We start from the raw sequence: 22,981 nt of genomic DNA, 5'->3' as shown, positions 1-22,981 counted from the left end.
AAACTATTCCTTAAAGTAATATCCGACACCCCATTTGGTATGAATATACTTCGGCTCACTTGGGTTCGGTTCAATCTTTTCTCTAAGCCTTCTCACATGTACATCAACAGTTCTTACATCACCTGCTTCATGTAACTTATTTCCCCAAACAATATTTAAAAGCTTCTCTCTGGAATATACTTTATCAGGATTTTGTGTGAGAAGCTCAAGAATATCAAATTCCTTTGCCGTAAGATTAAGCTCCTTATCCTTTTCAAATACTCTTCTGCTGTCAAGATCAAGCTTAAGATCTGAAACTTCGATAATTCTCTCGTTTTTTTGTGCAGCCTTAGCCTTCTTTGAATTTCTTCTTATAATCGCCTTTATCCTTGCCTTAACCTCAAGTATATTAAAAGGTTTTGTAATATAATCATCTGCTCCGTATTCAAGCCCGAGAATCTTATCCATATCTGTTCCCTTGGCAGTCAACATGATAATCGGCATCTCGGAAAACTCTCTGATAGCCTGACAAACTTCCATGCCGTCCATTTCAGGTAACATCACATCCAAAAGCACTATATCATATTCTTTTTCTTTAGCCATCTTTAAAGCTTCACTTCCGTCATAGGCTACATCCACCTCATAACCGTCCTGCTCCAGGCTGAACTTTATTCCTTTGACTATTAATTTTTCATCATCTACAACAAGTGCTTTATTCATTATTTACTCCTAATTTATACAAATCTTATCTTTAATCTTATTAAATGCCGCTTCTTTTATTCCCGATATATTCATTATATCTTCAATATTTGAAAAAGATTTAGAGTTTCTGTATTTTATTATAGCTTCAGCTTTTCTCTCACCGATACCGGGTAAAGTCATCAGTTCTTCCTTAGAAGCTTTATTGATATTTACAAGTGAACTGCTGTTTATGGCATCTTCAATCTGAATCGGCTTTAGATCTTTAGCCTCATCCTGACTCGGGATTATTATATGTTCACCCGGTTCAAGCTTTTTTGCCAAGTTTACATAATCCCTGCATGCATTTTCACTGAAGCCTCCGGCCATCTCAACAGCTTCTTTTATTATAGAGCCTTTTTTTAGAGTGTATACATCAGGTTTATTTACACAGCCCGAAATAAAAACATCAATATATTCTTCTGCAGTTACGGCTTCGGATATACTCTCTTTGGTTACACTCTCTGAAATAACTTCCTCGACCTCAGTTTCAGTATTTTTTCCAAACTCTATACCTGAATCTTCTTTACAAGATGTTAATAAAATCGTTAAAAACATTATTAAAAAAATCTTTTTCATAGCTTTCTCCTTAAGAAAGCCTTGTAAGTATAATTATATTCTAGCAAATAAAATGTTAAAAACAAGTATCTAAAATATTAAGTATTTAATACAGTCTCTTTTTTAAAGCTGCAATTACAAGATGTTCTGCCAATACGGATGTGGTCACAGCCCCTACACCCTTTGGAACAGGTGTTGCCATAGCTGCATTTTTTACATTTTCAAGGTCTACATCTCCGCAAAGTTTTCCTTCAAAGAAGTTTATACCTACATCGATTACAACAGCATCTTCACCTATATAATCGTCATTTATCATCTTAGCTCTGCCGATTGCTACTATTAAAATGTCTGCATTTTTACACATCTTCTTTAAATCAGCCGTTTTTGAATGACAAAGTGTTACCGTGGCATTTTTTTGAATTGCAAGCATGGCTACCGGCTTACCGATTACCATACTTCTTCCAAGTACCACTACATTTTTCCCCTCAAGCTCTATATTATTGCTTTCAAGGATTTTTATTACCGCCCTTGCGGTACAAGGAGCAAAACCGCTTTCATCTCCCGCAAAAACCTTTGCTATATTTTTATATGAAATACCGTCCAAATCTTTTCTCTCATCCAGTACCTCTATAACCTTCTTCTCGTCTATATGCTTTGGCAAAGGTCTGAAAAGCAAAATTCCGTCAATTTCATCATCTTCATTTATCTTCTTAAACTCATCTATAAAATCATCCGATGAAATATTTTCATCAAATTCAAAAACTTTTGTTTTTAATGAAAGAGACTCCATTTTTTTTACAGCGCCTTTTTCATATGAAATATCTGCAGGATTTGAGCCTATTCTGACTATTCCGAGAGTAGGAATATATCCCTTAAGCTCTGAAAGCATTCCTGAAATTTCATCTTTTATTTTCTCAGCCGTATCTGCTCCATATAATAAAATCACAAAAGCACCTCCAGAACTTCCCTGTATATGATATCCGCCTTATTCATAGTGTTTTCAAGTATTTCACTTGCTTCATCCATAAGATCTTGAGCTTTCTCTCTGTTCTTCATATACTTTACATTTATCACTACATTCATCATAGCACCGCATACCGCACTTCTAAGCATACTTACAGCTACGCCTGCATCAGATACGGCAAGCTTTGAGCCCTTCTTTGCAAGAAAATCAACAGCAACAAGCATACTGTAAGCCTCTTTCATAATATCAAGCGGAACCATGGCCGCATCAAAAAGAAGTTTTTCCATATTTTCTTCATGCATTTTCTTTTCCTCATCATTTTGAGGTTTAAAGCCGTATGCCTGTGAAAGCGGATAGAAAACTTCGGCATCCTTATCTGAAAGCTTTATAAAGCTCTCCATATGCTTATTCATATCTTCCAATATTTTTTTTATATCATCTTCCACTGATATATAGCTCTTCTTACCTACTGTAAGATTACAGACCATACTTGAAAGAGCCGCCGACAGTGCACCTGCAACGGCACTTGCACCTCCACCTCCCGGTACAGGAGCCTTAGAGCCAAGTTCCTTTATATATTCATCTATATTGTATCCGGCTGTATTCACTATGACCATCCTTTCCATACTTCAGGTGCATAACCTATAGTTGCTTCCTTACCGTTTCTTACTATCGGAAGTTTTAGAACCTGCTGATTTTCTAAAATCTTAGGTATCTTATCTTCCTCAGAAAGATATTTTATCAAAGTAAGAGTTTCTCTGTCCTTGCATTTTTCATCAAGCATATTTTCAAATCCGCCTACCGCCTGCATTACTGAAGTAAACTCACCCTTTGATAAGCCCTTTTCCTTCATATCCACAAGCTGAAACTTAATATTTCTTTCCTTGAAAAATCTGACAGCCTTCTTTGTGTCTGATGACTTATTAGTCCCAAATATCTGTATATTCATATTTTCTCCAAAACATGCCTTTTTAAAATAAAGGCCCTTATTTGGGCCTTGTTTTTATTTTCTTCTTGTTTAACCATAAAATCAATCCTATATAAAGAGCATAGAAAACTCTAAGTCTTCCTTTAAAAGATATATCCACCTCTATGATCTCATCATAAAACATAGGTACAATCTTAAAATCATCTTTGTAAAGCGGATAGAATATCGCAACCGCCTCAAGCACCTGCCCTGTTGTAGACGGATCATCAAAACCGAATTTAAAAAATCCCACTATTCTTTTCGGCAATATATGTACCAAAAGATTTTTGGTCTTTTCAAGCATCAGTAAAAGAGTTTTCTTGTTTTCCTCTTCTGTAAGTAAGTAATGAATATCCTTTGCCTTATTTATAAGCTTATCAAGTTTACTTTCTTTCTTAGCTGAGCTTTTCTTTTTCTCAGGTTTGTTTTTCTTCTTTTTTGATTGTTTCTTTTCTTGTTTATCCAGCTCTTTTATTTTATTATCGGCTTCTGAATTTTCTTGTTTTCCGGAAATTACACCGGCTTTCTTATTATTCTCTACAGTAATATCTAATTTTTTATTTTCATTAACTGTATCCGGGTTTTCTTCAACTTCCGACTCGTAATTTTCTATTCCTTCAATGGAATCCGTCTCTTCTTCATCATCACGATTTGAATATACTTTAAAAAGCCAGCCCACCTTACCTATAATATCAAGACCGTCTTTATATGTAATATTAAGAGATAAAAATTTAAAGAACCATGTCACACTTAGTGCTATATCAGGTACTTCCTTAAAATATATCTTACCTCTGTATCTTACAGGAATAAAAAGTACCATCAGTATAATCAGTAATGCCAAAGCAATGATTGCAAGTATGACAATACCTATAATTTTCAATGCCGCAAGCAGTACACCGATCATACTTCCTCCATCTTAAAAAAGCTGTAATACTCAAAATCTTTTCTTTTTCTATAGGTATCTTCAACTATATTTGAGATAAGCTCAATTCCCGATTTTTTACCAAGAGCAAGACCCACTATGAGAGCATCAGTCTTTCTGTAATTATTCAAAAATATGGAATTATGTACAAGTGAAAGCTTCTCTTCACCTTCAAGAAATACAACAAGATGCAGTAAAAAACTCGGTTTATTAAATTTCAGCATTCTCATATATTTTCTATAGTCTTGTTTTATATCCGGTGAAAGATATATCTTTTTTGAAAATACCATAATCTACCTTGATACCTAAATATCTGTCCCTTTCTTAAGAGAAATGTTCCAAAATACACTTTCTCAGTAATCCCAGTGCACAAATAACTGTTTGCTCTCTGACATTGGCTCTGTCACCTGAAAATCTGAACTCTTCTACATGTACAATATCCTTTATACAAACTCCCACATATACAAGTCCTACAGGCTTTTCATTTGTTCCTCCGTCAGGACCTGCAATACCCGTTACAGAGATACTTATATCTGTATCCGCCGCAAGGGCCGCACCTACAGCCATCTCTTTTGCCGTCTGCTCACTTACCGCTCCGTATTTTTTCAGAGTTGATTTATTTACACCGAGAGTCTTTCTCTTTGCCTTATTTGTATATGTAATAAATCCCTCTTTATATACGTCAGAAACTCCCGGTACATTTATAAGTCTTCCCGCTAAAAGTCCGCCTGTACATGACTCGGCTGTAGAAATTGTAAGTTCGTTCTTTTCAAGAAGATTTACCACACTCATTTCAAGAGTTATTTTTTCCTTCGTTGAATAAATATATTTACCGAATCTTCTTTTTATTTCCTTTGAAACAGGCTTTATCAAATCTTTTGCAGCCTCTTCGGTATCCGCATCGGCTGAGAGAATAATATAAGTTTTAGCATCAAAAGGCTTTATTTCAATTTTAACATCTTCATTATCAATCAAGTCTGAAATAGAAGTTCTTATCTCCGCCTCATTTATTCCAATAAGTTTTATCGTTTTATTTCTGGTAACAGTATCCATTTCCACTCCTTTATAAATGCATATTACTTACTGCTCATTATAACATTCTTATTCTTGATAATATACTCACAAAGAGAAAATATTGTAAGGAAAAGCATCAAGATAATAAAAATATTTGTTACCAAGCTAAGCTTAGGTAGATTCAATATAAGTAAAATAACGGTAACCATCTGTACAACTGTTTTTAATTTTCCGGACATAGCCGCCGCAATAACCACGCCGTTGTCGGAAGCAACAAGTCTTATACCGCTTATAATAAACTCTCTTGCTATGACAATAAGCACAATAACGGAGCTTAACTGTCTAAGCTCCACAAAACATATAAGTCCTGAGCATACCAAAACCTTATCCGCAAGCGGGTCCATGAACTTTCCGAAATCTGTAATCAGATTATATTTTCTGGCAATTATACCGTCCAAAGTATCTGTAAGCGCCGCAACAGCGAATATAATAAGCGCAATTATTCTGAACTTATAATCTTCTCCACCTTTAAATAAAAGGCTTGCCACAAAAAAAGGTATAAGCAGTACTCTCAAAACCGTCAATTTATTCGGCAAATTCATAGTGCATCTCCTATCAAATCATACTCGGATGAACCTGTTATGATTACATCACAAAAATCTCCGGTCATAAAGTCTCTATCCGTATTTACAAAAACATATCCGTCCACACCCGGAACATCCATATATGTTCTTCCGATGTATACATTTTCCTCAGGAAGTCTGCCCTCTATAAGTACCTTAAATGTCTTTCCTACCATTTTTTCAAGATTCTTTTCGGAGATTTCCTGCTGCACTCTCATTATTCGATCTCTTCTGGCCTCTTTTTCTTCTTCCGAAATTTGATTATCAAAGCCTGCCGCAACCGTGCCTTCTTCTTCACTGTATGTGAAAACACCGAGTCTTTCAAACTTCATCTTCTTTATAAAATCAATTACAGTCTCAAGATCTTCTTCAGTCTCACCGGGAAATCCTGAGATTATTGTCGTTCTAAGTGTAATACCCGGTATATTCTTTCTAAGCTTACCTATAATATTTATAAGATCGTCATGTGAAGTTCTTCTGGCCATTCTTCTGAGTATATTGTCTGAAGCATGCTGTATCGGGATATCCAAATATTTGCAAACCTTATCTTCATTTGCAATAACTTCTATAAGCTCATCTGTGATTTCCTCCGGATAACAATAAAGTATTCTTATCCACTCTATGCCGTCCACCTTTGCAAGTTCCTTTAAAAGCTTAGGTAAACTCTTCTCACCGTAAAGGTCTACACCGTAAAGTGTAGTCTCCTGAGCTACCAAGATAAGCTCTTTTATTCCCTGTGCCGCCAAATCCTTCGCCTGAGCAATTAAATCATCTATCGGATAGCTTCTGTAATTGCCACGTAACGAAGGAATAATACAGTATGTACAGTTTTTATTGCAGCCTTCGGCAATCTTTAAATATGCATAGTATCCGCCTGTGGAATTTTTTCTCTTATTTGAAATGGAAGGCAGTCTGTCAAGGTCAAGGAATTCATTTTTTATCTCTCCACCAAGTACATCCTCCACAGTTTCAACAATCTTATCAAAACTTGATGTTCCAAGAAGAGCATCTACCTCAGGGATTTCTTTTATAATCTCATCCTTATATCTTTGAGCCAGACAGCCTGTAACTATCAACGCCTTAAGAGCACCTTCTTCTTTTAATCTTGCCGCTTCCAAAATGGCATTAATACTTTCTTCTTTTGCGGACTGTATAAAGCCGCATGTATTAATAATCATTATCTCCGCTTCTTCATCAATATCCGTGTATTCAAATCCTTTTTCATTCATCAGACCCAGCATCATCTCTGAATCCACTGTATTTTTGTCACATCCAAGTGACACCATAGACATTTTCATATAAACCTTTCAATATAAATCCTAATATTAATAAAAAGCCATCATGAAAATGATGGCAAATCAAAATGATTCTTAAGCTTCGTTATTAGGATCATCATTTGTTATTCTGACCTTCTGCTCAAACAGCTCTTCAACCGCAATAGAAAGAGGTTTCTTTCCGTCAGCCTTTACCTCAGGTATTTCACCGTCAATAATCTGTCTTGCTCTCTTTGCACTTGCAATTACAATTGAATATCTGCTCTGTACTACAGGTGCCTCACCCGGATCTACATCCGCATTTGCAACATTAATAAGTTCGCTATATGATGGGTGTAACATTTATTCTTCCTCCATAAAAATCCTGTTTAAATCTTCTTTTATCTTCTCAATAAAATCTGTATTATTCGACTTTATTTCTCCACGGTGTGAAATGATCTGATTGAGCTCTTTTACAGCCCTTTCCAAATCATCATTTACAACAACGTAATCGTACTTGCTCATGCAATCAGCTTCTTTCGTCGCCTGACGCAGTCTCGCTTTTATATCCTTCTCACACTCGGTTCCCCTGCCTACAAGCCTGTCTCTAAGTGTATGAGCATCCGGCGGTGTTACAAAGATAAGCATTGCATCAGGATACTTTTCCTTTACCTTTAGGGCACCCTGTACTTCTATTTCCAGAATAACATTCTTTCCACTCTTTCTTTGCTCCAGCACATAATCTCTTGGTGTACCGTAGTAATTATTACAAAATGATGCGTACTCTATCAACTCATCATTTTCTATAAGTTTTTCAAAATCTTCTTTGCTTTTAAAAAAATATTCTCTTCCTTCTACCTCTCCTGTTCTTGGAGCTCTTGTTGTAGCAGAGACAGACAATGCATAATCATCATATTCTGACAGCAGCTTTTTCATCAAAGTACCTTTACCCGAGCCTGAAAAACCTGATACAACAACCAAAATTCCGTCAGCCATAATTCCTCTATTCTATGTTTTGAATTTGTTCCCTTATTTTTTCTATTTCAGTTTTTAATATTATAGCATAATTTGCTATATTTAAATCAGTTGATTTTGAAAGAATTGTATTTGCTTCTCTGTTCATTTCCTGAGCAAGGAAATCCAGCTTTCTTCCTATTCCCACATCCAGTTTCATTTCATCAGACATAGCTTTTATGTGGCTTATAAGTCTTACAACCTCTTCATCCACACATATCTTGTCTGCAAAGAGTGTTACCTCTGTAGCAATTCTGTTTTCTTCTATACCGGATCCGTTTAAAAGTTCATTCACTTTTAAATACAGCTTATTTTTATATTCATCCAAAACTGCAGGATATCTTTCCTTTATATCTTCCGTTGTAGATGATAAAAGCTCAAGCTTTAAACTTATATCTTCAAACAGCTTCTTCCCTTCCGCTTCTCTGGTATCGTAAAAAGATTTACAAGCATATTCCAGTACTTTAAATAAAATCGCCTTTATCTCTTCTTCATCAAGCTTAGGCTCGTCAATACTTATTACATCAGGAAGATTTAAAAGATGTGAAACCTTCAAATCATCAACTATTTTATACTCTTTACAAAGTTCCAAACCTATATCCAAATATTTTTTTACAATGTTTTTATTCAGATATACTCCGTTTGCTTTGTCCTTGAAATCCAGATAATTGATAAAAAGGTCCACTTTACCCCTTGAAACATATTTTTTTACAATATTTCTTATCTCGGCTTCAAATGGGAAAAATCTCCTGGGCATTTTTATGTTTAAATCCAGATATCTGTGGTTTACTGACTTAATCTCTATAGATAATTTATAATCACCTGTTATTTCTTCGGCTCTTCCAAAGCCTGTCATACTCTTTATCAATGTTTTATCTCCATTCAGGTTTATGACATATACACTTGATTATACTTATTTCTCTTTTACAAGTCAATAAAGCCTTGAGAATAATTTAAGAAAAACAGCAACTTAAAATTATTGCTGTTTTTCATCACATTATATCTCCACTATCTTAGTTCCATGCGCCGCAACTATATTAGGGAGCTTCTTTATTAATTTATCCAGATTTTTAAAGCTTACACCACCGCCGGGCATTATATCCACATGGCATTCATTTCCACATTCAATATATGCCTTTAGAGTATCTATATTGTCAAATATATCATTATTTTCATGATAACCATGTGTAAGGATGGTATCTATTCCAAGTTTTGATAATGTCTTTATTGCTTCCAGTCTTTTTTCAAGGGCTTCCTCAGGCTTTAATCCGACACCTATCTGATCAAATGCCATGTGAAATGTAAAATCCATATCTTTTCTGAAAAACTTAGGTGCACCCACAAGTTCTTTTATAAATTCCTTGTCAAGTTCTCCGTCCTCTTTCAAAGCACCTATTACGGCTCTTTTTATACCCTGTTTTGCCATTTCTTTTAAATCATTGTACATAACGGCCTTTTCTATATTGTTGTATACAAAGTTTCCGCCTCTGGCTCTTATCATGACTGCAAGCTCTACATTATTTGAATCACAAAAATACTTGGCATAATCTCTTACTCCGACACTTACCGTAGTCCCTCCTACAGCCAAATTGTCACAAAGCTCAATTCTTTTTGCACCGGCATTTACCACTTCCTTCAAATAAGTAATATTTTCAATACAAGCCTCTAAAATCATATTCTCTCCCTATTTCAATTCTATCTCCACCACAGAATCTCTATCATCCGGAAGTGGATAACAATCACTTGCAGATGTATCAAAGAAGAAGAAAGCATCCTTTGCAAATTCTTTTAAATTCCAGTAATTACTTTGCAATATTTCACTTCCATCTCTTAAAAGACGCATCTTCTTTATTTTACCGACCATATCGCATAAAGCTATAGCACCTGCCTGTTCCTCAAAAACATGTGCATATAAAAACTTTCCGTTTTGAGTAAATCTACCCCACTCAGGTTTATTATATTCCGAAATTCCGCATCCGTAAATACTCTTTGAGTTTTCCTTCATCCATTCTCCGACTTTTTCAAGAATTTCCACAGATTCTTTCGGTATTTCACCATTTGCCTTAGGTCCTACATTTAAAATAAGATTTCCGTTCTTGCTTACACATTCCACAAGCATTCTGATTATAAGCTTGTCCGATTTAAAATGCTTATCATGAGCATGATATCCCCAGTTATTATTCATTGTGATACATGCCTCCCAAGGAATTGAGTTACCTGCTTCATCCACAATTCCCTCAGGCGGTATCATTTGCTCCGGTGATGCAAAATCACCTGCATAAGTACTCGGGTTTAAGGTTTTTATTGTACCTGCATATTCAGCACTGCCCTCAAGTCTGTTATCTGTGATAATATCAGGCTGGTACTCTCTTACCATCTCCATAAGTTCCTTTGCCTTCCACTTATCACAGTTCATAGGACCGTAGGAAAAGTCAAACCACATCAGATCAAGCTTTCCGTATCCTGTTACAAGTTCTTTTATCTGAGCATGCATGAAATCAAGATAATTGTCAAAATTATGATTATATCCCTTCCACTCTTCATTATCTCTCATTGGGTGGTGCATATCACCATAGTGTGGATAGTCCTCATGTCTCCAGTCAAGAAGTGAAAAATAAAGACCTACCTTTATACCCTCCGCTCTGAATGCATCCAAAAACTCTCTTACCAAATCTCTGTGACATGCTGCATTCATAGAATTAAAATCACTCACCTTACTGTCATAAAGACAGAATCCGTCATGATGCTTAGCTGTCAGCACAGCATATTTCATACCGGCCTTTTTTGCAAGTCTTGCCCATTCCTTGGGATCATAATTCTCACATGAAAACTCATCCATCAGATAATCATAGTCCTCTTTTTTTATCCTCTCTCTGGAACGCACCCATTCGCCTCTTGCAGGTATTGCATAAAGTCCCCAGTGTATAAACATGCCGAATCTGGCATCCCTATACCACTCGGTTCTTTTTGTTCTCTCTTCAATAAGTTTATTCATCACTTCTCCTTTATAATATTGCTTATCTTTTCTATTAAATTTCCGCTTCCTACCTGATAACCGCTAAAAGCATATACAGCCCTATTGCCCTTACAAAGAGCAACTATCGGCAAAGTCTCATGATTTACAAAAGTACTTCTTCCGAATGCCTCCTGCAGATCCTCACCAAAGTTTGTATGAATATTATTATACAAGCTTTTTTTCAATAGTTCATTTATTGCACTGTCTTTATTTTCAAATTCATTTGTAAAAATAAGGTCTAACTTTATATTCTTTAAAAGATCTTCTTTTATCAAAAGATCATTTGCAATATGTTGTGACGGTTCCTCTTCTTCCTCCATCCACATAATAAGTCTTATCTCATCACTGTTTTCGGAAATATTTAACCTTTCTTCCAGTTCCCTTGGCAATATGAAGGTAGAAAGCATATCATTTATATCAGCCTGCATATATTCCAATTTAACCTTATTTTCAACGGCAGGTTTTAGATTCAATATATTATATTTTGCACATATGTTTCCGTTCGGCAATCTGTTTTGAGTTGCCAAAACATACTCTCCGGCAGGCAATTCCATATGTTCTTTAATACTGCTCTTATCAAGAGAAATAAGATTATTTTCAAAACTGTCATATTTTGAGATTGAAAATGATTCTCCAAATCCGCTAAGATCTCCCTCAATATGTAAATGAGATATTTCTGTATTTGTAACCTCTTCCCTGATACAGCAACTGTCTATATACTTTAAAGTATCAAGTATCTTGGAAAGTTCAGACAGCAATCTGAATTCTTCATTTTCATATATATATACATCAGCATTTACAAGTTTAGAAGCTATTCCCATACTTCTCAGTACATTAACAGCAAAAATCTTTACAGAAAGCGCATTTGAAATCCTTGTTTTATATACTCCTATTGCTCCGGTAATCGGCTTTTCTCTTGTAAGACTTATTCCTTTAACAAACTTCAGTAAAGATTCTATATCTGTAAATTTATCTCTGAAAAAATGTCTGCATGGGGTAAGGTGTTCAAAGTAAACTCTTGGATTTTGAATATAGTTTAAATATATTTCTCCATTTACATTATATATATTCTTTGAATCAAAGCAGTCCCTAAGCACTTCTATACTTATATCTCTCTTATCCTTCTCCGAGAGTATATCCCAAAGTTTTTCCATTCCTTCAGATACAGCCGTTTTTCTTACAGTATCATTTGGAAATTCCTTTATTTTGTACTCGCTTTCTCTCTTTTTTGGAGATTTCTTTCTGTTTCTTGTACTTGCCTGTGGAACATTAATAAAGATTTCTTTATATTTATTGTACTCAGGCTCAAAATCATATATATCAATATAAAAAGTATTTTTATCCTTAAGGTTTAAAGGTATTATATAGTTCTTATCGATATACATGCTTAGGAAAACATCTCCTATTCCTATATCTGTCTCATACTCTCCATATACATCTGTTTTTGCCTTTATTATAGGCGAAAACATCGAATAATTCATAAGACAGATATTAAAATCAAAGTTTGAAAGAATTTTGTCACCGGCATATAAATATATCTTTATATGCTTTGTATCAGCATATCTTTTTGTTTGATTTATCTCATAAAGTCCGGCATTACATCCAAGATAGTCCTTTTCCTCTTTTTTTATATTTCCATACAATATGTTTTTTACTATCATTGATCTGGCTGAAGCATCATCAAACCAGCCTTTATCAAGTATTTCTTCAGGTTCACATGCTCCAAGATAATGCCAGTCATTATCCACATACACCTCTACCCATGCATGATTGTCATCACAATGGGCCCAAAGCGGTACATAAATCTGTCTTGCCGGTATACCTGCCGCTCTGAATACAGATACTGCAAAAATTGATTCTTCACCGCATCTTCCAAAAGAGGACTTATATATTGTTATCGGATCCAAGGTCCTTATATCCGTAGTTCTGTAGGTAACATTTTTGCCACAAAAATAGTTGAGTTTCAAAACATTTTCCGTCTCAGATTCTCCAAGCATATCCTTTATAAGATCATAGAAAAAAGTCCTGTTTGCAACTATTTTTTCACTACCTATCCTATGGAATAAAACATAGTTTAAAAATATATCTTCATCCAGATCTTTACATCTTGTATTTCTTAGGTACACACCTGACTTTGCATAGTCTAAAATCACTTCCTTATCTACATTTGCTATATCCGCATACGGCATATGTAAATATAAAAATGACAAATATTTTTTAAGTTCTTCATCTTCAAAACTTAAAATAAAGTTCTTTATCGAATCTGCAAAAGGATGATTTTTAAGTCTGTCTTCCATCTCAATAAAATATTCACACATATTTACTCCTTTACAGCACCTGCTGCAAGTCCGCTCTCAACTTTTTCCTGGAATAAAAGATAAATTACCAGTGGTACAGCAACAGTTATAACTATACCTGCCATCATAAGACCGTATTCAGATCCTCTTTCACCGTTGAAATTTAAAAGTCCGAGTGAAATCGGGCGAAGTCTCTTATCGTTGATAAAGAGAAGCGGGAAAAGTATATTATTCCATGCGCCCATAAAGTTGAATATGGAAATAGTGGATATTGCAGGCAATGTAAGAGGTATCATTATCTTAGAATAAATCTGGAAATAATTTGCCCCGTCTATAATCGCAGCCTCTTCTAAAGAACGGTTAACTCCCTTCATAAAGGTTATCATTACCATAATACTGAAAGGAAGATTAAATGCAACATATACCAGTACCAGAGCAAAAATATTATTCTTTAAATTAAAGAGTCCTATAATATAAGATACGGGAACCAAGATAGTATGCATCGGTACCATCATTCCAAGCATAAATACCAATACCAAAACCTTATTAAGTTTAAAATCAAATCTTGCCAGAGCATATGCAGCCATTGTGGAAATCAAACTTGTTAAAATAACGGTTGAGCCTGATTGTATAACAGAGTTTATAAAGTAAGCACTCATGTTTGCATCTTTCCATGCTATAACATAATTGCTCCACTGCGGATTTTTAGGCAGTGCAAAAGGATCTGAAAATATATCCAACTTTGTTTTCAAAGAAGAAATAATAGTAAATAACATGGGCATTACAAATATTATTGCCATAATTATCAGGAAAGTATATGCTATTACCTTCATACTTATATTTGATTTTTTCATATCAGTCCACTCTCCTTCCTCTGTTTAATAATGTATTACTTCCAACGGTTCCTATAAGACATATAAGCATAATAATTATACCTATAGCTGAACCTACACCATAATGGCTGTATTTAAACGCCTCACTTATCATGAGAGTTGTCGGCAGGTTTGTAAGTCCGTTCGGACCTCCGCTTGTCATTGCATACACAAGATCGAATACCTTCACACTTCCTATGATATCCATAACTATACACATAATCAAAGTAGGCTTTAACATCGGAATTGTAACATTAAAAAACATCTGTACAGGATTGGCACCGTCAATAGATGCCGCCTCATATAAGTCTTTCGGAATTACTGTAAGTCCTGCCAAGATTATTACCATATAATAACCTATTCCGGCCCAGACATTTACACCTACTATTGTATTCATTGCAGTTGCTTTATTTACAAGCCAAGGAATGGCAAATTGCTTTAATCCGATATTTGTAAGTAAAGTATTCAGTGCACCTGTAGGCATGAAAACAAAGTACCACATAAGACCTATTGCAGTCATAGGAAAAACTGTCGGTACAAAAAATATTGTTTTAAACAATCTGTATCCTTTAAGCTTTGCATTTACGGCCACAGCCAAAAGAAGCGCTAAGGGCGTGTGTAAAAGCACACTGAATACAACCATTCTCGCCATATTTGAAAGTGAAAGTATAAACTGCTTATTGTGAAATGCGCTTATATAATTATCAAAACCTACAAATGTCAGCTTGGTACCTGCCAGTCCGTCCCACTCTACAAAGGAGAAGTATATTCCTCCGGCTATAGGTATCAGCTGAAATATTGTATATAGGAGTAATGCCGGCAAGATAAATAGAAAAATCGTGAATTTTGCTTTGGTGGTTCTTAACTTTATCATTTTGTCTCCTTAATATTTAAAATAGAGCTGTTTGCTAAATCAAACAGCTCTAATACCTCTAAAAGCTTAGTCTATATTTCGGCTCTAAGCTATTCTTATTTTGCATTATCTATTTCAGCCTGAATCTCGACAGCTGCTTCCTCTGCACTTGATCCTGTAAACAAGCTCATAATTGAGTTTCTTGTTCTGTCCTGCATAGATGTAAGTTCATCAAAGTCAAATACATCAACTCCGATACCCTCACTTGTAGCACCAAGCTTCATGCTTTCCACAAATAAAGGTGTTACCTTGCTCTCGTCAATATCAACGCCCTCTATAGGCATAATAAACTGTGCTTCTTCCGCGTATTTCTTTGCCGCTTCTTTGCTTGTAAGCATCTTTACAAGTTCAATTGTAAGCTCCAACTCTTTTCCTTCAAGCTTTCCGTTTATCATATATGGGCTGATTACCTGCATATCATAGTTCTTGTATTCCGGCTTCTCTTTAAAATAAGGGAATTTTGCAAGTTTGATATCTTCATTTACAGGTGTCTTCTCAGGATCTGTAAATCTGCCGATCATCCAAGGTCCTGTAACAACCATTGCAGCCTCACCGTTTTGGAAAGCTGTCATCGCCACATCATCCTGCATACCTACAGCATTAGGATCAAATGCCTTAGCATCAATTAAATCCTTGATATACTGAAGTGTCTGTACAACATCAGGGTCTGTCCACTTCTTGCTTCTGTTTCCAAGTTCCTTTGCAGCCTCTGTTCCAAGCCACTTATAGAAAATCTGATCATGTAAATGTCCGCCCATGTAGTTTGAGCTCTCACCTAAAGCTATAGGTGTAACACCGTTTGCATTCAACTTATCTATAGCTGCTAAAAGCTCATCCCATGTCTCAGGGAATTTCTCAACTCCGGCCTCTTTTAATATATCCTCGTGATAATAAACACCTATAAGACCCGATTCCATAGGAATTGCATAAGTTCCCTCTTTACCCGGAACACTGTAGTATGACAATGCTCCCGGTGCAAAGCTCTTACCCCACTCAGGATCCGCCTCAAGGTATGGTGTGACGTCAAGTAAGAATCCGTTATCAATATACTTTTGAAGGTTTGCAACACCCTGTACACGGTAGATATTAGCCATTTTACCTGAAGCCATATCTGTTGATAAGATATTGTTGAATGCGCTCTCATCACCCTGTGAATCGTCAATTATCTCAACTTCAGGATGCTTTGCCTTGAATTCATCTATAATACCGTTGTAAATTTTTACAATATCTGAAGTTCCTGCCATACGGGTAAGCAGTCTTATCTTAACCTTTTCACTTGAATCACCCGAACTGTTTGCGGAATCGGCCGCCTTTTGTGACTCACCGCCTCCGTTTTTTCCCGAACCGCAAGCTGCAAGTGCTCCGATTGAAAGTGCCAATGTCATACCCAGCATCGCAATTTTCTTTAACTTCATAAACTCCTCCTTAAAAACACGATACAAAATTTATGTTTTGATTATAGCAATTCCCGGTCAGGCATCCCATGGAATTTTTATAGATTTCTTGTCATTTTAAATGCCTCCATGTATAATTATTTCTATAAATTTTTGATTAAAATGCATATCAAGAGTTATATTTTTGACAAGGTTAAAAAATATCAGACTATTTATCATTATTTTAGGAGTTGAGTTTGAAAAGTAAGAGTATTTATCTGCAACTGTTTGACGGCCTCAGGCTTATGGTATTACTTCCTGTAGGTATACTGTTTTTTATTACAAGTATTATATTTATGTTTTATTATACAGACGATCGAATCGAGGCTTCAGATATACAGCTTGGCCATATAGAAAATCGTCTTGACCACTACTTTACTTCAGCAACCCACTATTCCAGACTTCTTTTAAACAATGATGTTATACAGCACGGCTTTGACACTTATTATAATAATACGTACGGTTTTTCCGCTCAGAAAATCAATATGAGCCTGGAAATTTACAAGCTTATATATCCTGCACCATATATTTACGGTATAAGTATATATGATAAGGACTACAGTATTATTATGAGCTCCGAAAGGAAGCAATATCCAAGTGATTTTAAAGCTATCCGTGTATCCGGTGGAAAATGGTTTGCAACAAAAAAGTATGATACCTCCAGTGATAATCTGATCGATACATTCTCATATGTACATCCGATATATGACTACAGAAGCGGTGATCTCTACGGCTATATAGAGCTTATAATCTCTGAAAAAAGTATATCCGATATATATGCGGTATCCGATACTTCAAGTTCTCTTTATCTGCTTGTAGACAATGAGTACGATATTATAAGTAAATCCGACTATCTGAATGAGAAAAACACTCTTACGGACACTATAATAGGCGCAGTCAAATCAGGAAAATCGGGGCATATTTTTTCAGGTTACGGCTTTATAAATACAATGCCTTTAAAGTCCTATCCTTGGAAGCTTGTACATTTTATTCCTCTATTCTTTTTTATAAAGCCTGCACTTACTATGGGAATCGCTTTTTTTATAACCGCATGCTTTTCTCTCGGGCTTGCACTTTTTATGTCAAAAGATATTGCTAAAAACCTCAGTAAGCCTATTTATGCTTTGGTAGAACATACAAGATTTGTAAGTAAAGGTAATTGGAGAGAATTTTCCTATGAAGCCGACTCTCCTGAAATGAAAGAACTTATAGGAGATTTTAATATAATGTTGAAGTCTCAAAACGAACTGAAAAACAAGTTGATAGATATTGAAAAGGAAAAAAATCGTATTGAAATCGATAAGGTGAATGAACAGATAAAGCCACATTTCCTCTATAACACTCTGGATAATATATATTCTCTTGCAAGCCTTGATGAGAAACAGACTTTGATGGAACTTGTGATGAATCTTTCAAAATTTTACAGAGGAAGTTTAAGTCTGGGAAAAAGTTTTGTGAATATAGAAGAAGAGTTACATACTTGTAAGGCTTATCTTGATATAATGTCTGTAAGATACCATGATAAATTTGAATACAGCATTTCCTGTGACAGAAATATAAAGCAATTTAAATGCCCGAAACTTATACTGCTCCCTCTTGCGGAAAACAGTATTTATCATGGTATAAAAGGCTTAAAATATAAGGGAAATATAAATATTACAGTAAATCAGGATGAAGATAATATATTATTTAAGGTTTCAGATAACGGCTTCGGAATAGATATGGATAATTTAAATCATATCCTTAACGATGAAACCGATAATAACCACCACTTTGCTCTAAAGCATATAAACAGAATTTTAAAGCTGTATTACGGTAATGATTACAGGCTCGACTTTGAGAATCAAAACCCGGGATGTAGTATTTCTTTTAAAATAAAAAAGGAGTTCTTATGATAAAACTAGTTATTGCCGATGATGAATATTTTATTCGTGCAAGACTTGAAAAGATTATATCCGATAACAGGACAAATATAGATATAGTCTCCTTATGTGAAGACGGGGAAGATGTTATAAAATGTCTTTCACTTACTAAAGTAGATCTTTTACTTATGGATATAAAAATGATATCTGTAACAGGTCTTGAAGTGGCCGGATATATTTTTGAAAATAAATTGAATACCAAAATAATACTTCTATCAGGATATAATGATTTTAATTTTGCCGTAGAGGCGATGCGCTACGGTGTTTTTGACTATCTCACAAAGCCTATAAGTGAAGAGGCTCTTTTAGAAAGCCTTGATAAATGCATTGATGTTATTGAGTCTTCAAAAAATATGCCTAAGGACAAAAGTATAGCTCTTTTATCCGGATTGTTTAATAAAGAAAATTTGATTATACAGGCTAAAGATATAAGCAACATAAGACCGGCTGTAATAAAATATATGTCAAATTCGGATAAAGAGTCATATGCAAATTTTATAAAAGAAAATACAAAAGATATTTTGGAAAATTATAATGCCACCACACTTTACAAGCTTATCAGAGAAATACTGAACAGCCTTGATATAAAGTATCATATACTGCAAAGTCTTACCCTGGTTCAGTATATGCAGGAAAATATTTTTGAAAAGGATATATCCTGTATAGAAAAACTTGAGGATATTTTAATTGAGATCGGTGTTGACTGTATGGGATTAAACACTATCTTAACCAAGGAGCAGCTTATCGGAAAGCAGATACTTGAAGATATAGAAAGAAATTTTTCGAATTATGATTACACTGTAGCAGAAATTGCAAATAATATGGGCAAAAATCCGTCCTATATCAATACGGTATTTAAAAAAGTATATGGAAGTACGATAAAACAAACTCTCTCGGATTACCGACTTGAAAAAGCGAAAAAACTTTTGCGAAACAGTAATATGAAAATAGTAGATATAGCGACAGAATGCGGATATTCCGATATATTTTATTTCAGCAAAAGATACAAGGCAAAGTTTGGATATCCTCCAAGTGAAGAGAATTTAAAATTATAAGAAAAAACCACCATGTAAAAAATATATCCAGATACTTTACCGGTGGTTTTTCTTTCTTCTAAAGAACAGTAGTATAAAAATACATGTTGAAACAAAAAACAGAGTTGTATAGAAACTGAGAGAGCTCTCATCTCCTGTCTTTACAATAGCCTTTTGTAATCTCTTTGCCACTTCAATCATTTTACCATTATTATTATCATCGGACTTGTTATTATCCGGCTTGTCTATGATAATTAAAGGCTCGCCGTCCGATCTGTTATCAGGACGACTTTCATCATCTGAAGGCTTTTTATTATTTTTATCTGTATTTTTTTGACCGTCTTTTTTATTATCTTTATTATTATCTTTTCTATTATCCCCTGTATCGGAGCCGCCTTTGTTCTTATCCCTCTCGTTCGGATAAACTATTTCTACAAGATATTTTACATTAAAATCCACTGCAGCAGGCTTTGCCGTTTCATTCGGGTCCTCAAGATACGTATTTGTATAAATATCAGTTCCGTTTGTTAATACCTGTATATGAACAATATAATTTCTTCTGTCAAAGGCAAATCTCTCATCATCGGCATTTGCCAGACTTATACTGTATTTATACTCTCCGACATCGTCAAAATCTCCGAAATCATAAGTATATGTACCGTTTCTTCTTAAAGGCATCGAAATTTCTTCAGTTGAAACAACATTATTCCTTGAATCAAGCTTACTGATATTTACATCATATCTGTAGTAAACAGGATTGGTTCCCGATACATTTATGTTAATAGGCAATTTTACATTTGCAGCCAAGGCATCCCTTGGCACAAATATAAAATATGTCAACAAAAGGAAAAATATGATTTTCTTATAAATTTGCTTCATATCATCTCCTTATAAGTTCGCCAAAAAGCACAATCCTTCCGTTTGTATAGGACTCTGTACATGTAGACATTGTAATAACCTTATTATTACGGTTTACATCCCTTATATGTACCGCATTTTTCTGAAGATAATTATAAAAATCATCTTTGTTTTCATTTGCAAAATACGGGAAATAAATCTTCTCATTATAGGCATCGGTTTCCAAAACGGCAAATACCTTTACATCATATATCTCTGTTTTGGTATAGAGTATTCCGTCCACATGACTGTCAAAAAAGCTCTTATCAAGGAACTTTTCCACATCACCGAACATAGCTCCATTGTCCATATGATGACCGTAAACAAGTGAGTAATGCTCATTTAAGTCACCGTTACAAAGACTGCTTAAAAATATCGATCCGGCCAGAGAAAACTCACCGTCTATATCCTTATTGAGATACTCCGCATCATCAATGCCCTGAACTATAGGATAGTTTATATTGGTATCAAAAATATTGAGCCACGCTCTCATATCAGGATATTTGTTAAATAAAGCCTCTACATTTACGGTATCATCCGCATTTCCGGCGGTACCGGGGGCACTCTTTAAGATTTCACTTGAAAGAGATGCCCCTTTATATACATGAAAAATATCATATAGTGAATATGCCCCGAATAAGAGCATTATCACCGCCATAAGAATAACGATTATATCTATAATCCTGTTTCCTATGTATGCACATTTTCCTATAAGATTCATCTTTTAGTTCTCAACTTCTTCTTTTTTTCTTCTCTTAAAGAATACCAAGATAAGTAAGATACCGAATCCTGCCATGATTGCAAAAGGAGCTACGCTCATTGCAACACCTGTAGGTGTAGGTGTATCACGGTAGTTCAAGAAGAATATTGTATCCGCAACTGTATCGTCTGCCTTTACAGGAGTAACTGCTGTTACAGCGGCCACATTGGCATACTGATTTGTAGATGTAGGTGCTGCAATTCTTGCAACATTTATACCATGAGTTGTCTTGTATCCTGCAGGTCCTACAGTAGTAACATCCTCGGTAACTTTGTACTTTGCTGTAGATGGAAGACCTGAAATCTTTATAGTCTGACCGCTCTTTAACTTAACATTAGTAAGTGAATATGTATTTGCTGTAACACCTGTAATGGCAGTCGGGTTTGCAGTATTTGTAGATGTTACTTTATAGTCCATACCTACACCGATATTGCTAAGATCTATAGTGAACTTAAACTCTTCAGTTGTAGAACCCATGTTACCCGCTACATCCTTTTGAAGGATAATATCTCTTGTTTTAAATGTACTTACATCATCCTTATTGTCTGTTGTAGTCGCACCGTTTAAATCATCAATATAACCTGTAGTCTTTGAGTTGTCAGTAACTGTAGTATCCTTTTTCATCATAACGGCTGTCTTTACTTCGAGCTTTCCTGCCGCATTGTATCCTACATATACATCAAGATATCTCTTCTCCTTACCGCCTGTAAGCTGGCTTACATCTCCTGTGTAGTCATGCTGGCTTGTAGTAAGGTTAAAGTTTCCTGTCTCTGTAATTTCATATCTATAGATACCCGGAACTGTTATATCGTTATTACCGTCCTCATTAAACTGCTCTGTAAAGTCTACTGTAACTTCCTTTTTTACAAGGTTGCTTGTAATTGTATCATTGTGGCTGAATTCAGCCGATGATATAGTAGGCATTGCTGTACCTGCAACTACTGTAAGTCCACCGTCGGTACCGCTGACAGGTGTCTTTCCGCCACCGCCGGTACTTCCTGCGATAGTATATGTATACTTTACATCAGGTGCCTTTGCACTTCCGCCTGTCGGATCGTCAACATTGTAGATTTTCATTTCCTTAGTGAACTTAATTTTATTAGGTGATCCTGCTGCAGGCTTTAACTGCTTTGTTGTCTCTGCAGCTATTGCACTTCCCGCCATTGCGATTGTCATGGCAGACACTGCCGCCAAAGTCATAATTCTTTTTAACATCATATATTATCCTTTCTTATAACGATAATTATTTTACCTTCAATATCTTTCTTTTTTATAGCGCCGAAATATCTGCTGTCTTTTGCCAGCGTTCTGTTATCGGCAAGTATAAAAAATTCATTTTCCCCCAGTACAATAGGATATGTTACATCCGTATCGTACTTATCTGTTTTGCCTCTGGTATCATCCTCTACCAACACGGCACCGTTTAGTATAACACTTCCGTTATCATCTATATCAATAGTGTCTCCCGGCGCTCCTATTATTCTCCCTATATACTTTTCACCGTCAAAATGATAGCATATGGCATCACTTGATTTGAGTCTGCTTTCCAGTCTATAGAAAAATAATAAATCCCCTGCTCTTACTCTCGGTAACATCTCATTATTCGGCGAAATCCTTATTCCGAATACTATGAATACCAAGACATAAATCATTGCGGCAAGTGTAAGAAACCTTATTATAAACGACTTTAATTCCGCTATACTACGCTTTTTGATTTTCTCCTTTTCCTCTATAAATCCATCCTCCTATATATGTGTTAACTATTGCTTTTTCATGCTCTCATATGGCACAGGTTTTGAATAGTT

25 protein-coding genes are annotated in these 22,981 nt (G+C 35.2%); 2 read left to right on the top strand and 23 right to left on the bottom strand.

The window, feature by feature from the left end:
- Positions 1 to 3: 3 nt before the first annotated feature.
- From SBH76_RS08255 to SBH76_RS08165, 19 genes are all read right to left on the bottom strand, one after another.
- A complete protein-coding gene (locus tag SBH76_RS08255; RefSeq protein WP_007591776.1) occupies positions 4 to 699 on the bottom strand; it encodes a response regulator transcription factor in 696 nt (231 codons plus the stop codon).
- Between the two features lie 9 nt (positions 700 to 708).
- Positions 709 to 1,296, bottom strand: coding sequence for a helix-hairpin-helix domain-containing protein (locus SBH76_RS08250; RefSeq protein WP_317977457.1), 588 nt, complete (start codon positions 1,294 to 1,296; stop codon positions 709 to 711).
- An 85-nt stretch (positions 1,297 to 1,381) separates the two neighbouring features.
- Complete coding sequence (locus SBH76_RS08245; RefSeq protein WP_317977456.1) at positions 1,382 to 2,221, bottom strand: bifunctional 5,10-methylenetetrahydrofolate dehydrogenase/5,10-methenyltetrahydrofolate cyclohydrolase; 840 nt, start codon at positions 2,219 to 2,221, stop codon at positions 1,382 to 1,384.
- Entirely contained in the window at positions 2,218 to 2,856 is a 639-nt protein-coding gene (locus SBH76_RS08240) for a cyclodeaminase/cyclohydrolase family protein (protein ID WP_317977460.1), read from the bottom strand. Before SBH76_RS08240 ends, SBH76_RS08245 begins: the two co-directional genes overlap by 4 nt.
- Positions 2,847 to 3,188, bottom strand: a complete 342-nt coding sequence (locus SBH76_RS08235) for an arsenate reductase family protein (RefSeq protein WP_317977455.1) — start codon at positions 3,186 to 3,188, stop codon at positions 2,847 to 2,849. Before SBH76_RS08235 ends, SBH76_RS08240 begins: the two co-directional genes overlap by 10 nt.
- A gap of 37 nt (positions 3,189 to 3,225) precedes the next feature.
- Entirely contained in the window at positions 3,226 to 4,110 is an 885-nt protein-coding gene (locus SBH76_RS08230; RefSeq protein WP_317977454.1) for a hypothetical protein, read from the bottom strand.
- Positions 4,107 to 4,418 carry a hypothetical protein gene (locus tag SBH76_RS08225; protein WP_315052259.1) on the bottom strand — a complete coding sequence of 104 codons (312 nt, stop codon included), beginning with the start codon at positions 4,416 to 4,418 and terminating at the stop codon, positions 4,107 to 4,109. Before SBH76_RS08225 ends, SBH76_RS08230 begins: the two co-directional genes overlap by 4 nt.
- 34 nt (positions 4,419 to 4,452) lie before the next feature.
- Entirely contained in the window at positions 4,453 to 5,181 is a 729-nt protein-coding gene (locus SBH76_RS08220; RefSeq protein ID WP_315052256.1) for a nicotinamide-nucleotide amidohydrolase family protein, read from the bottom strand.
- A gap of 23 nt (positions 5,182 to 5,204) precedes the next feature.
- Positions 5,205 to 5,744, bottom strand: coding sequence for a CDP-diacylglycerol--glycerol-3-phosphate 3-phosphatidyltransferase (gene pgsA, locus SBH76_RS08215; RefSeq protein WP_317977453.1), 540 nt, complete (start codon positions 5,742 to 5,744; stop codon positions 5,205 to 5,207).
- Complete coding sequence (gene rimO, locus SBH76_RS08210) at positions 5,741 to 7,063, bottom strand: 30S ribosomal protein S12 methylthiotransferase RimO (RefSeq protein WP_317977452.1); 1,323 nt, start codon at positions 7,061 to 7,063, stop codon at positions 5,741 to 5,743. Before rimO ends, pgsA begins: the two co-directional genes overlap by 4 nt.
- A gap of 72 nt (positions 7,064 to 7,135) precedes the next feature.
- Complete coding sequence (gene rpoZ / locus SBH76_RS08205) at positions 7,136 to 7,381, bottom strand: DNA-directed RNA polymerase subunit omega (RefSeq protein WP_007591751.1); 246 nt, start codon at positions 7,379 to 7,381, stop codon at positions 7,136 to 7,138.
- Positions 7,382 to 8,014 carry a guanylate kinase gene (gene gmk, locus SBH76_RS08200; RefSeq protein ID WP_317977451.1) on the bottom strand — a complete coding sequence of 211 codons (633 nt, stop codon included), beginning with the start codon at positions 8,012 to 8,014 and terminating at the stop codon, positions 7,382 to 7,384.
- 7 nt (positions 8,015 to 8,021) lie between these two features.
- Entirely contained in the window at positions 8,022 to 8,900 is an 879-nt protein-coding gene (locus SBH76_RS08195; protein WP_007591747.1) for a YicC/YloC family endoribonuclease, read from the bottom strand.
- Positions 8,901 to 9,029: 129 nt separating this feature from the next.
- Positions 9,030 to 9,707, bottom strand: coding sequence for a copper homeostasis protein CutC (locus tag SBH76_RS08190; protein WP_034215692.1), 678 nt, complete (start codon positions 9,705 to 9,707; stop codon positions 9,030 to 9,032).
- A 9-nt stretch (positions 9,708 to 9,716) separates the two neighbouring features.
- A complete protein-coding gene (locus SBH76_RS08185) occupies positions 9,717 to 11,027 on the bottom strand; it encodes an alpha-L-fucosidase (RefSeq protein WP_317977450.1) in 1,311 nt (436 codons plus the stop codon).
- Entirely contained in the window at positions 11,027 to 13,366 is a 2,340-nt protein-coding gene (locus tag SBH76_RS08180; RefSeq protein ID WP_317977449.1) for a transglutaminase-like domain-containing protein, read from the bottom strand. Before SBH76_RS08180 ends, SBH76_RS08185 begins: the two co-directional genes overlap by 1 nt.
- Positions 13,367 to 13,368: 2 nt before the next feature.
- The gene (locus SBH76_RS08175) at positions 13,369 to 14,199 is read right to left on the bottom strand and encodes a carbohydrate ABC transporter permease (protein WP_317977448.1); all 831 of its coding nucleotides are present in this window, start codon (positions 14,197 to 14,199) and stop codon (positions 13,369 to 13,371) included.
- Position 14,200: 1 nt separating this feature from the next.
- A complete protein-coding gene (locus SBH76_RS08170) occupies positions 14,201 to 15,091 on the bottom strand; it encodes a carbohydrate ABC transporter permease (protein WP_317977447.1) in 891 nt (296 codons plus the stop codon).
- A 95-nt stretch (positions 15,092 to 15,186) separates the two neighbouring features.
- A complete protein-coding gene (locus SBH76_RS08165) occupies positions 15,187 to 16,545 on the bottom strand; it encodes an ABC transporter substrate-binding protein (protein ID WP_317977446.1) in 1,359 nt (452 codons plus the stop codon).
- A 215-nt stretch (positions 16,546 to 16,760) separates the two neighbouring features.
- On the opposite strand from SBH76_RS08165, the gene SBH76_RS08160 reads away from it, so the two are divergent.
- A complete protein-coding gene (locus SBH76_RS08160; protein ID WP_007591731.1) occupies positions 16,761 to 18,458 on the top strand; it encodes a sensor histidine kinase in 1,698 nt (565 codons plus the stop codon).
- Entirely contained in the window at positions 18,455 to 19,540 is a 1,086-nt protein-coding gene (locus tag SBH76_RS08155; protein WP_007591730.1) for a response regulator transcription factor, read from the top strand. The genes SBH76_RS08160 and SBH76_RS08155 overlap by 4 nt, the downstream gene beginning before the upstream one ends.
- 36 nt (positions 19,541 to 19,576) lie before the next feature.
- On the opposite strand, the gene SBH76_RS08150 is transcribed toward SBH76_RS08155, so the two are convergent.
- The 4 genes from SBH76_RS08150 to lepB are packed head-to-tail and all read right to left on the bottom strand — an operon-like array spanning position 19,577 to position 22,852.
- Positions 19,577 to 20,398, bottom strand: a complete 822-nt coding sequence (locus tag SBH76_RS08150) for an LPXTG cell wall anchor domain-containing protein (RefSeq protein WP_007591728.1) — start codon at positions 20,396 to 20,398, stop codon at positions 19,577 to 19,579.
- A gap of 1 nt (position 20,399) precedes the next feature.
- Positions 20,400 to 21,137 (bottom strand): class B sortase, encoded by a 738-nt coding sequence (srtB, locus tag SBH76_RS08145; RefSeq protein ID WP_034215706.1) that lies wholly within the window; start codon positions 21,135 to 21,137, stop codon positions 20,400 to 20,402.
- Between the two features lie 3 nt (positions 21,138 to 21,140).
- Entirely contained in the window at positions 21,141 to 22,394 is a 1,254-nt protein-coding gene (locus tag SBH76_RS08140) for a DUF7601 domain-containing protein (RefSeq protein ID WP_009662489.1), read from the bottom strand.
- Positions 22,391 to 22,852 (bottom strand): signal peptidase I, encoded by a 462-nt coding sequence (gene lepB / locus SBH76_RS08135; RefSeq protein ID WP_317977459.1) that lies wholly within the window; start codon positions 22,850 to 22,852, stop codon positions 22,391 to 22,393. The genes SBH76_RS08140 and lepB overlap by 4 nt, the downstream gene beginning before the upstream one ends.
- Positions 22,853 to 22,981: the final 129 nt, after the last annotated feature.

It is taken from the genome of Lachnoanaerobaculum sanguinis (genome assembly GCF_033242365.1).
Classification (GTDB): Bacteria; Bacillota; Clostridia; order Lachnospirales; family Lachnospiraceae; genus Lachnoanaerobaculum; species Lachnoanaerobaculum sanguinis.
Note: the sequence above shows the minus strand (reverse complement) of the source record. Positions and strands in the feature narration are given on the sequence as shown.

Coding starts and splice junctions, on each gene's coding strand:
- SBH76_RS08235 (WP_317977455.1), bottom strand. CDS start 3,188: ATGAATATACAGATATTTGGGACTAATAAGTCATCAGACACAAAGAAG.
- SBH76_RS08170 (WP_317977447.1), bottom strand. CDS start 15,091: ATGATAAAGTTAAGAACCACCAAAGCAAAATTCACGATTTTTCTATTT.
- pgsA (WP_317977453.1), bottom strand. CDS start 5,744: ATGAATTTGCCGAATAAATTGACGGTTTTGAGAGTACTGCTTATACCT.
- SBH76_RS08150 (WP_007591728.1), bottom strand. CDS start 20,398: ATGAAGCAAATTTATAAGAAAATCATATTTTTCCTTTTGTTGACATAT.
- SBH76_RS08180 (WP_317977449.1), bottom strand. CDS start 13,366: ATGTGTGAATATTTTATTGAGATGGAAGACAGACTTAAAAATCATCCT.
- SBH76_RS08250 (WP_317977457.1), bottom strand. CDS start 1,296: ATGAAAAAGATTTTTTTAATAATGTTTTTAACGATTTTATTAACATCT.
- SBH76_RS08175 (WP_317977448.1), bottom strand. CDS start 14,199: ATGAAAAAATCAAATATAAGTATGAAGGTAATAGCATATACTTTCCTG.
- SBH76_RS08255 (WP_007591776.1), bottom strand. CDS start 699: ATGAATAAAGCACTTGTTGTAGATGATGAAAAATTAATAGTCAAAGGA.
- SBH76_RS08230 (WP_317977454.1), bottom strand. CDS start 4,110: ATGATCGGTGTACTGCTTGCGGCATTGAAAATTATAGGTATTGTCATA.
- SBH76_RS08155 (WP_007591730.1), top strand. CDS start 18,455: ATGATAAAACTAGTTATTGCCGATGATGAATATTTTATTCGTGCAAGA.
- SBH76_RS08190 (WP_034215692.1), bottom strand. CDS start 9,707: ATGATTTTAGAGGCTTGTATTGAAAATATTACTTATTTGAAGGAAGTG.
- rimO (WP_317977452.1), bottom strand. CDS start 7,063: ATGAAAATGTCTATGGTGTCACTTGGATGTGACAAAAATACAGTGGAT.
- SBH76_RS08140 (WP_009662489.1), bottom strand. CDS start 22,394: ATGATGTTAAAAAGAATTATGACTTTGGCGGCAGTGTCTGCCATGACA.
- SBH76_RS08240 (WP_317977460.1), bottom strand. CDS start 2,856: ATGGTCATAGTGAATACAGCCGGATACAATATAGATGAATATATAAAG.
- SBH76_RS08185 (WP_317977450.1), bottom strand. CDS start 11,027: ATGAATAAACTTATTGAAGAGAGAACAAAAAGAACCGAGTGGTATAGG.
- srtB (WP_034215706.1), bottom strand. CDS start 21,137: ATGAATCTTATAGGAAAATGTGCATACATAGGAAACAGGATTATAGAT.
- SBH76_RS08220 (WP_315052256.1), bottom strand. CDS start 5,181: ATGGATACTGTTACCAGAAATAAAACGATAAAACTTATTGGAATAAAT.
- SBH76_RS08225 (WP_315052259.1), bottom strand. CDS start 4,418: ATGGTATTTTCAAAAAAGATATATCTTTCACCGGATATAAAACAAGAC.
- rpoZ (WP_007591751.1), bottom strand. CDS start 7,381: ATGTTACACCCATCATATAGCGAACTTATTAATGTTGCAAATGCGGAT.
- SBH76_RS08165 (WP_317977446.1), bottom strand. CDS start 16,545: ATGAAGTTAAAGAAAATTGCGATGCTGGGTATGACATTGGCACTTTCA.
- gmk (WP_317977451.1), bottom strand. CDS start 8,014: ATGGCTGACGGAATTTTGGTTGTTGTATCAGGTTTTTCAGGCTCGGGT.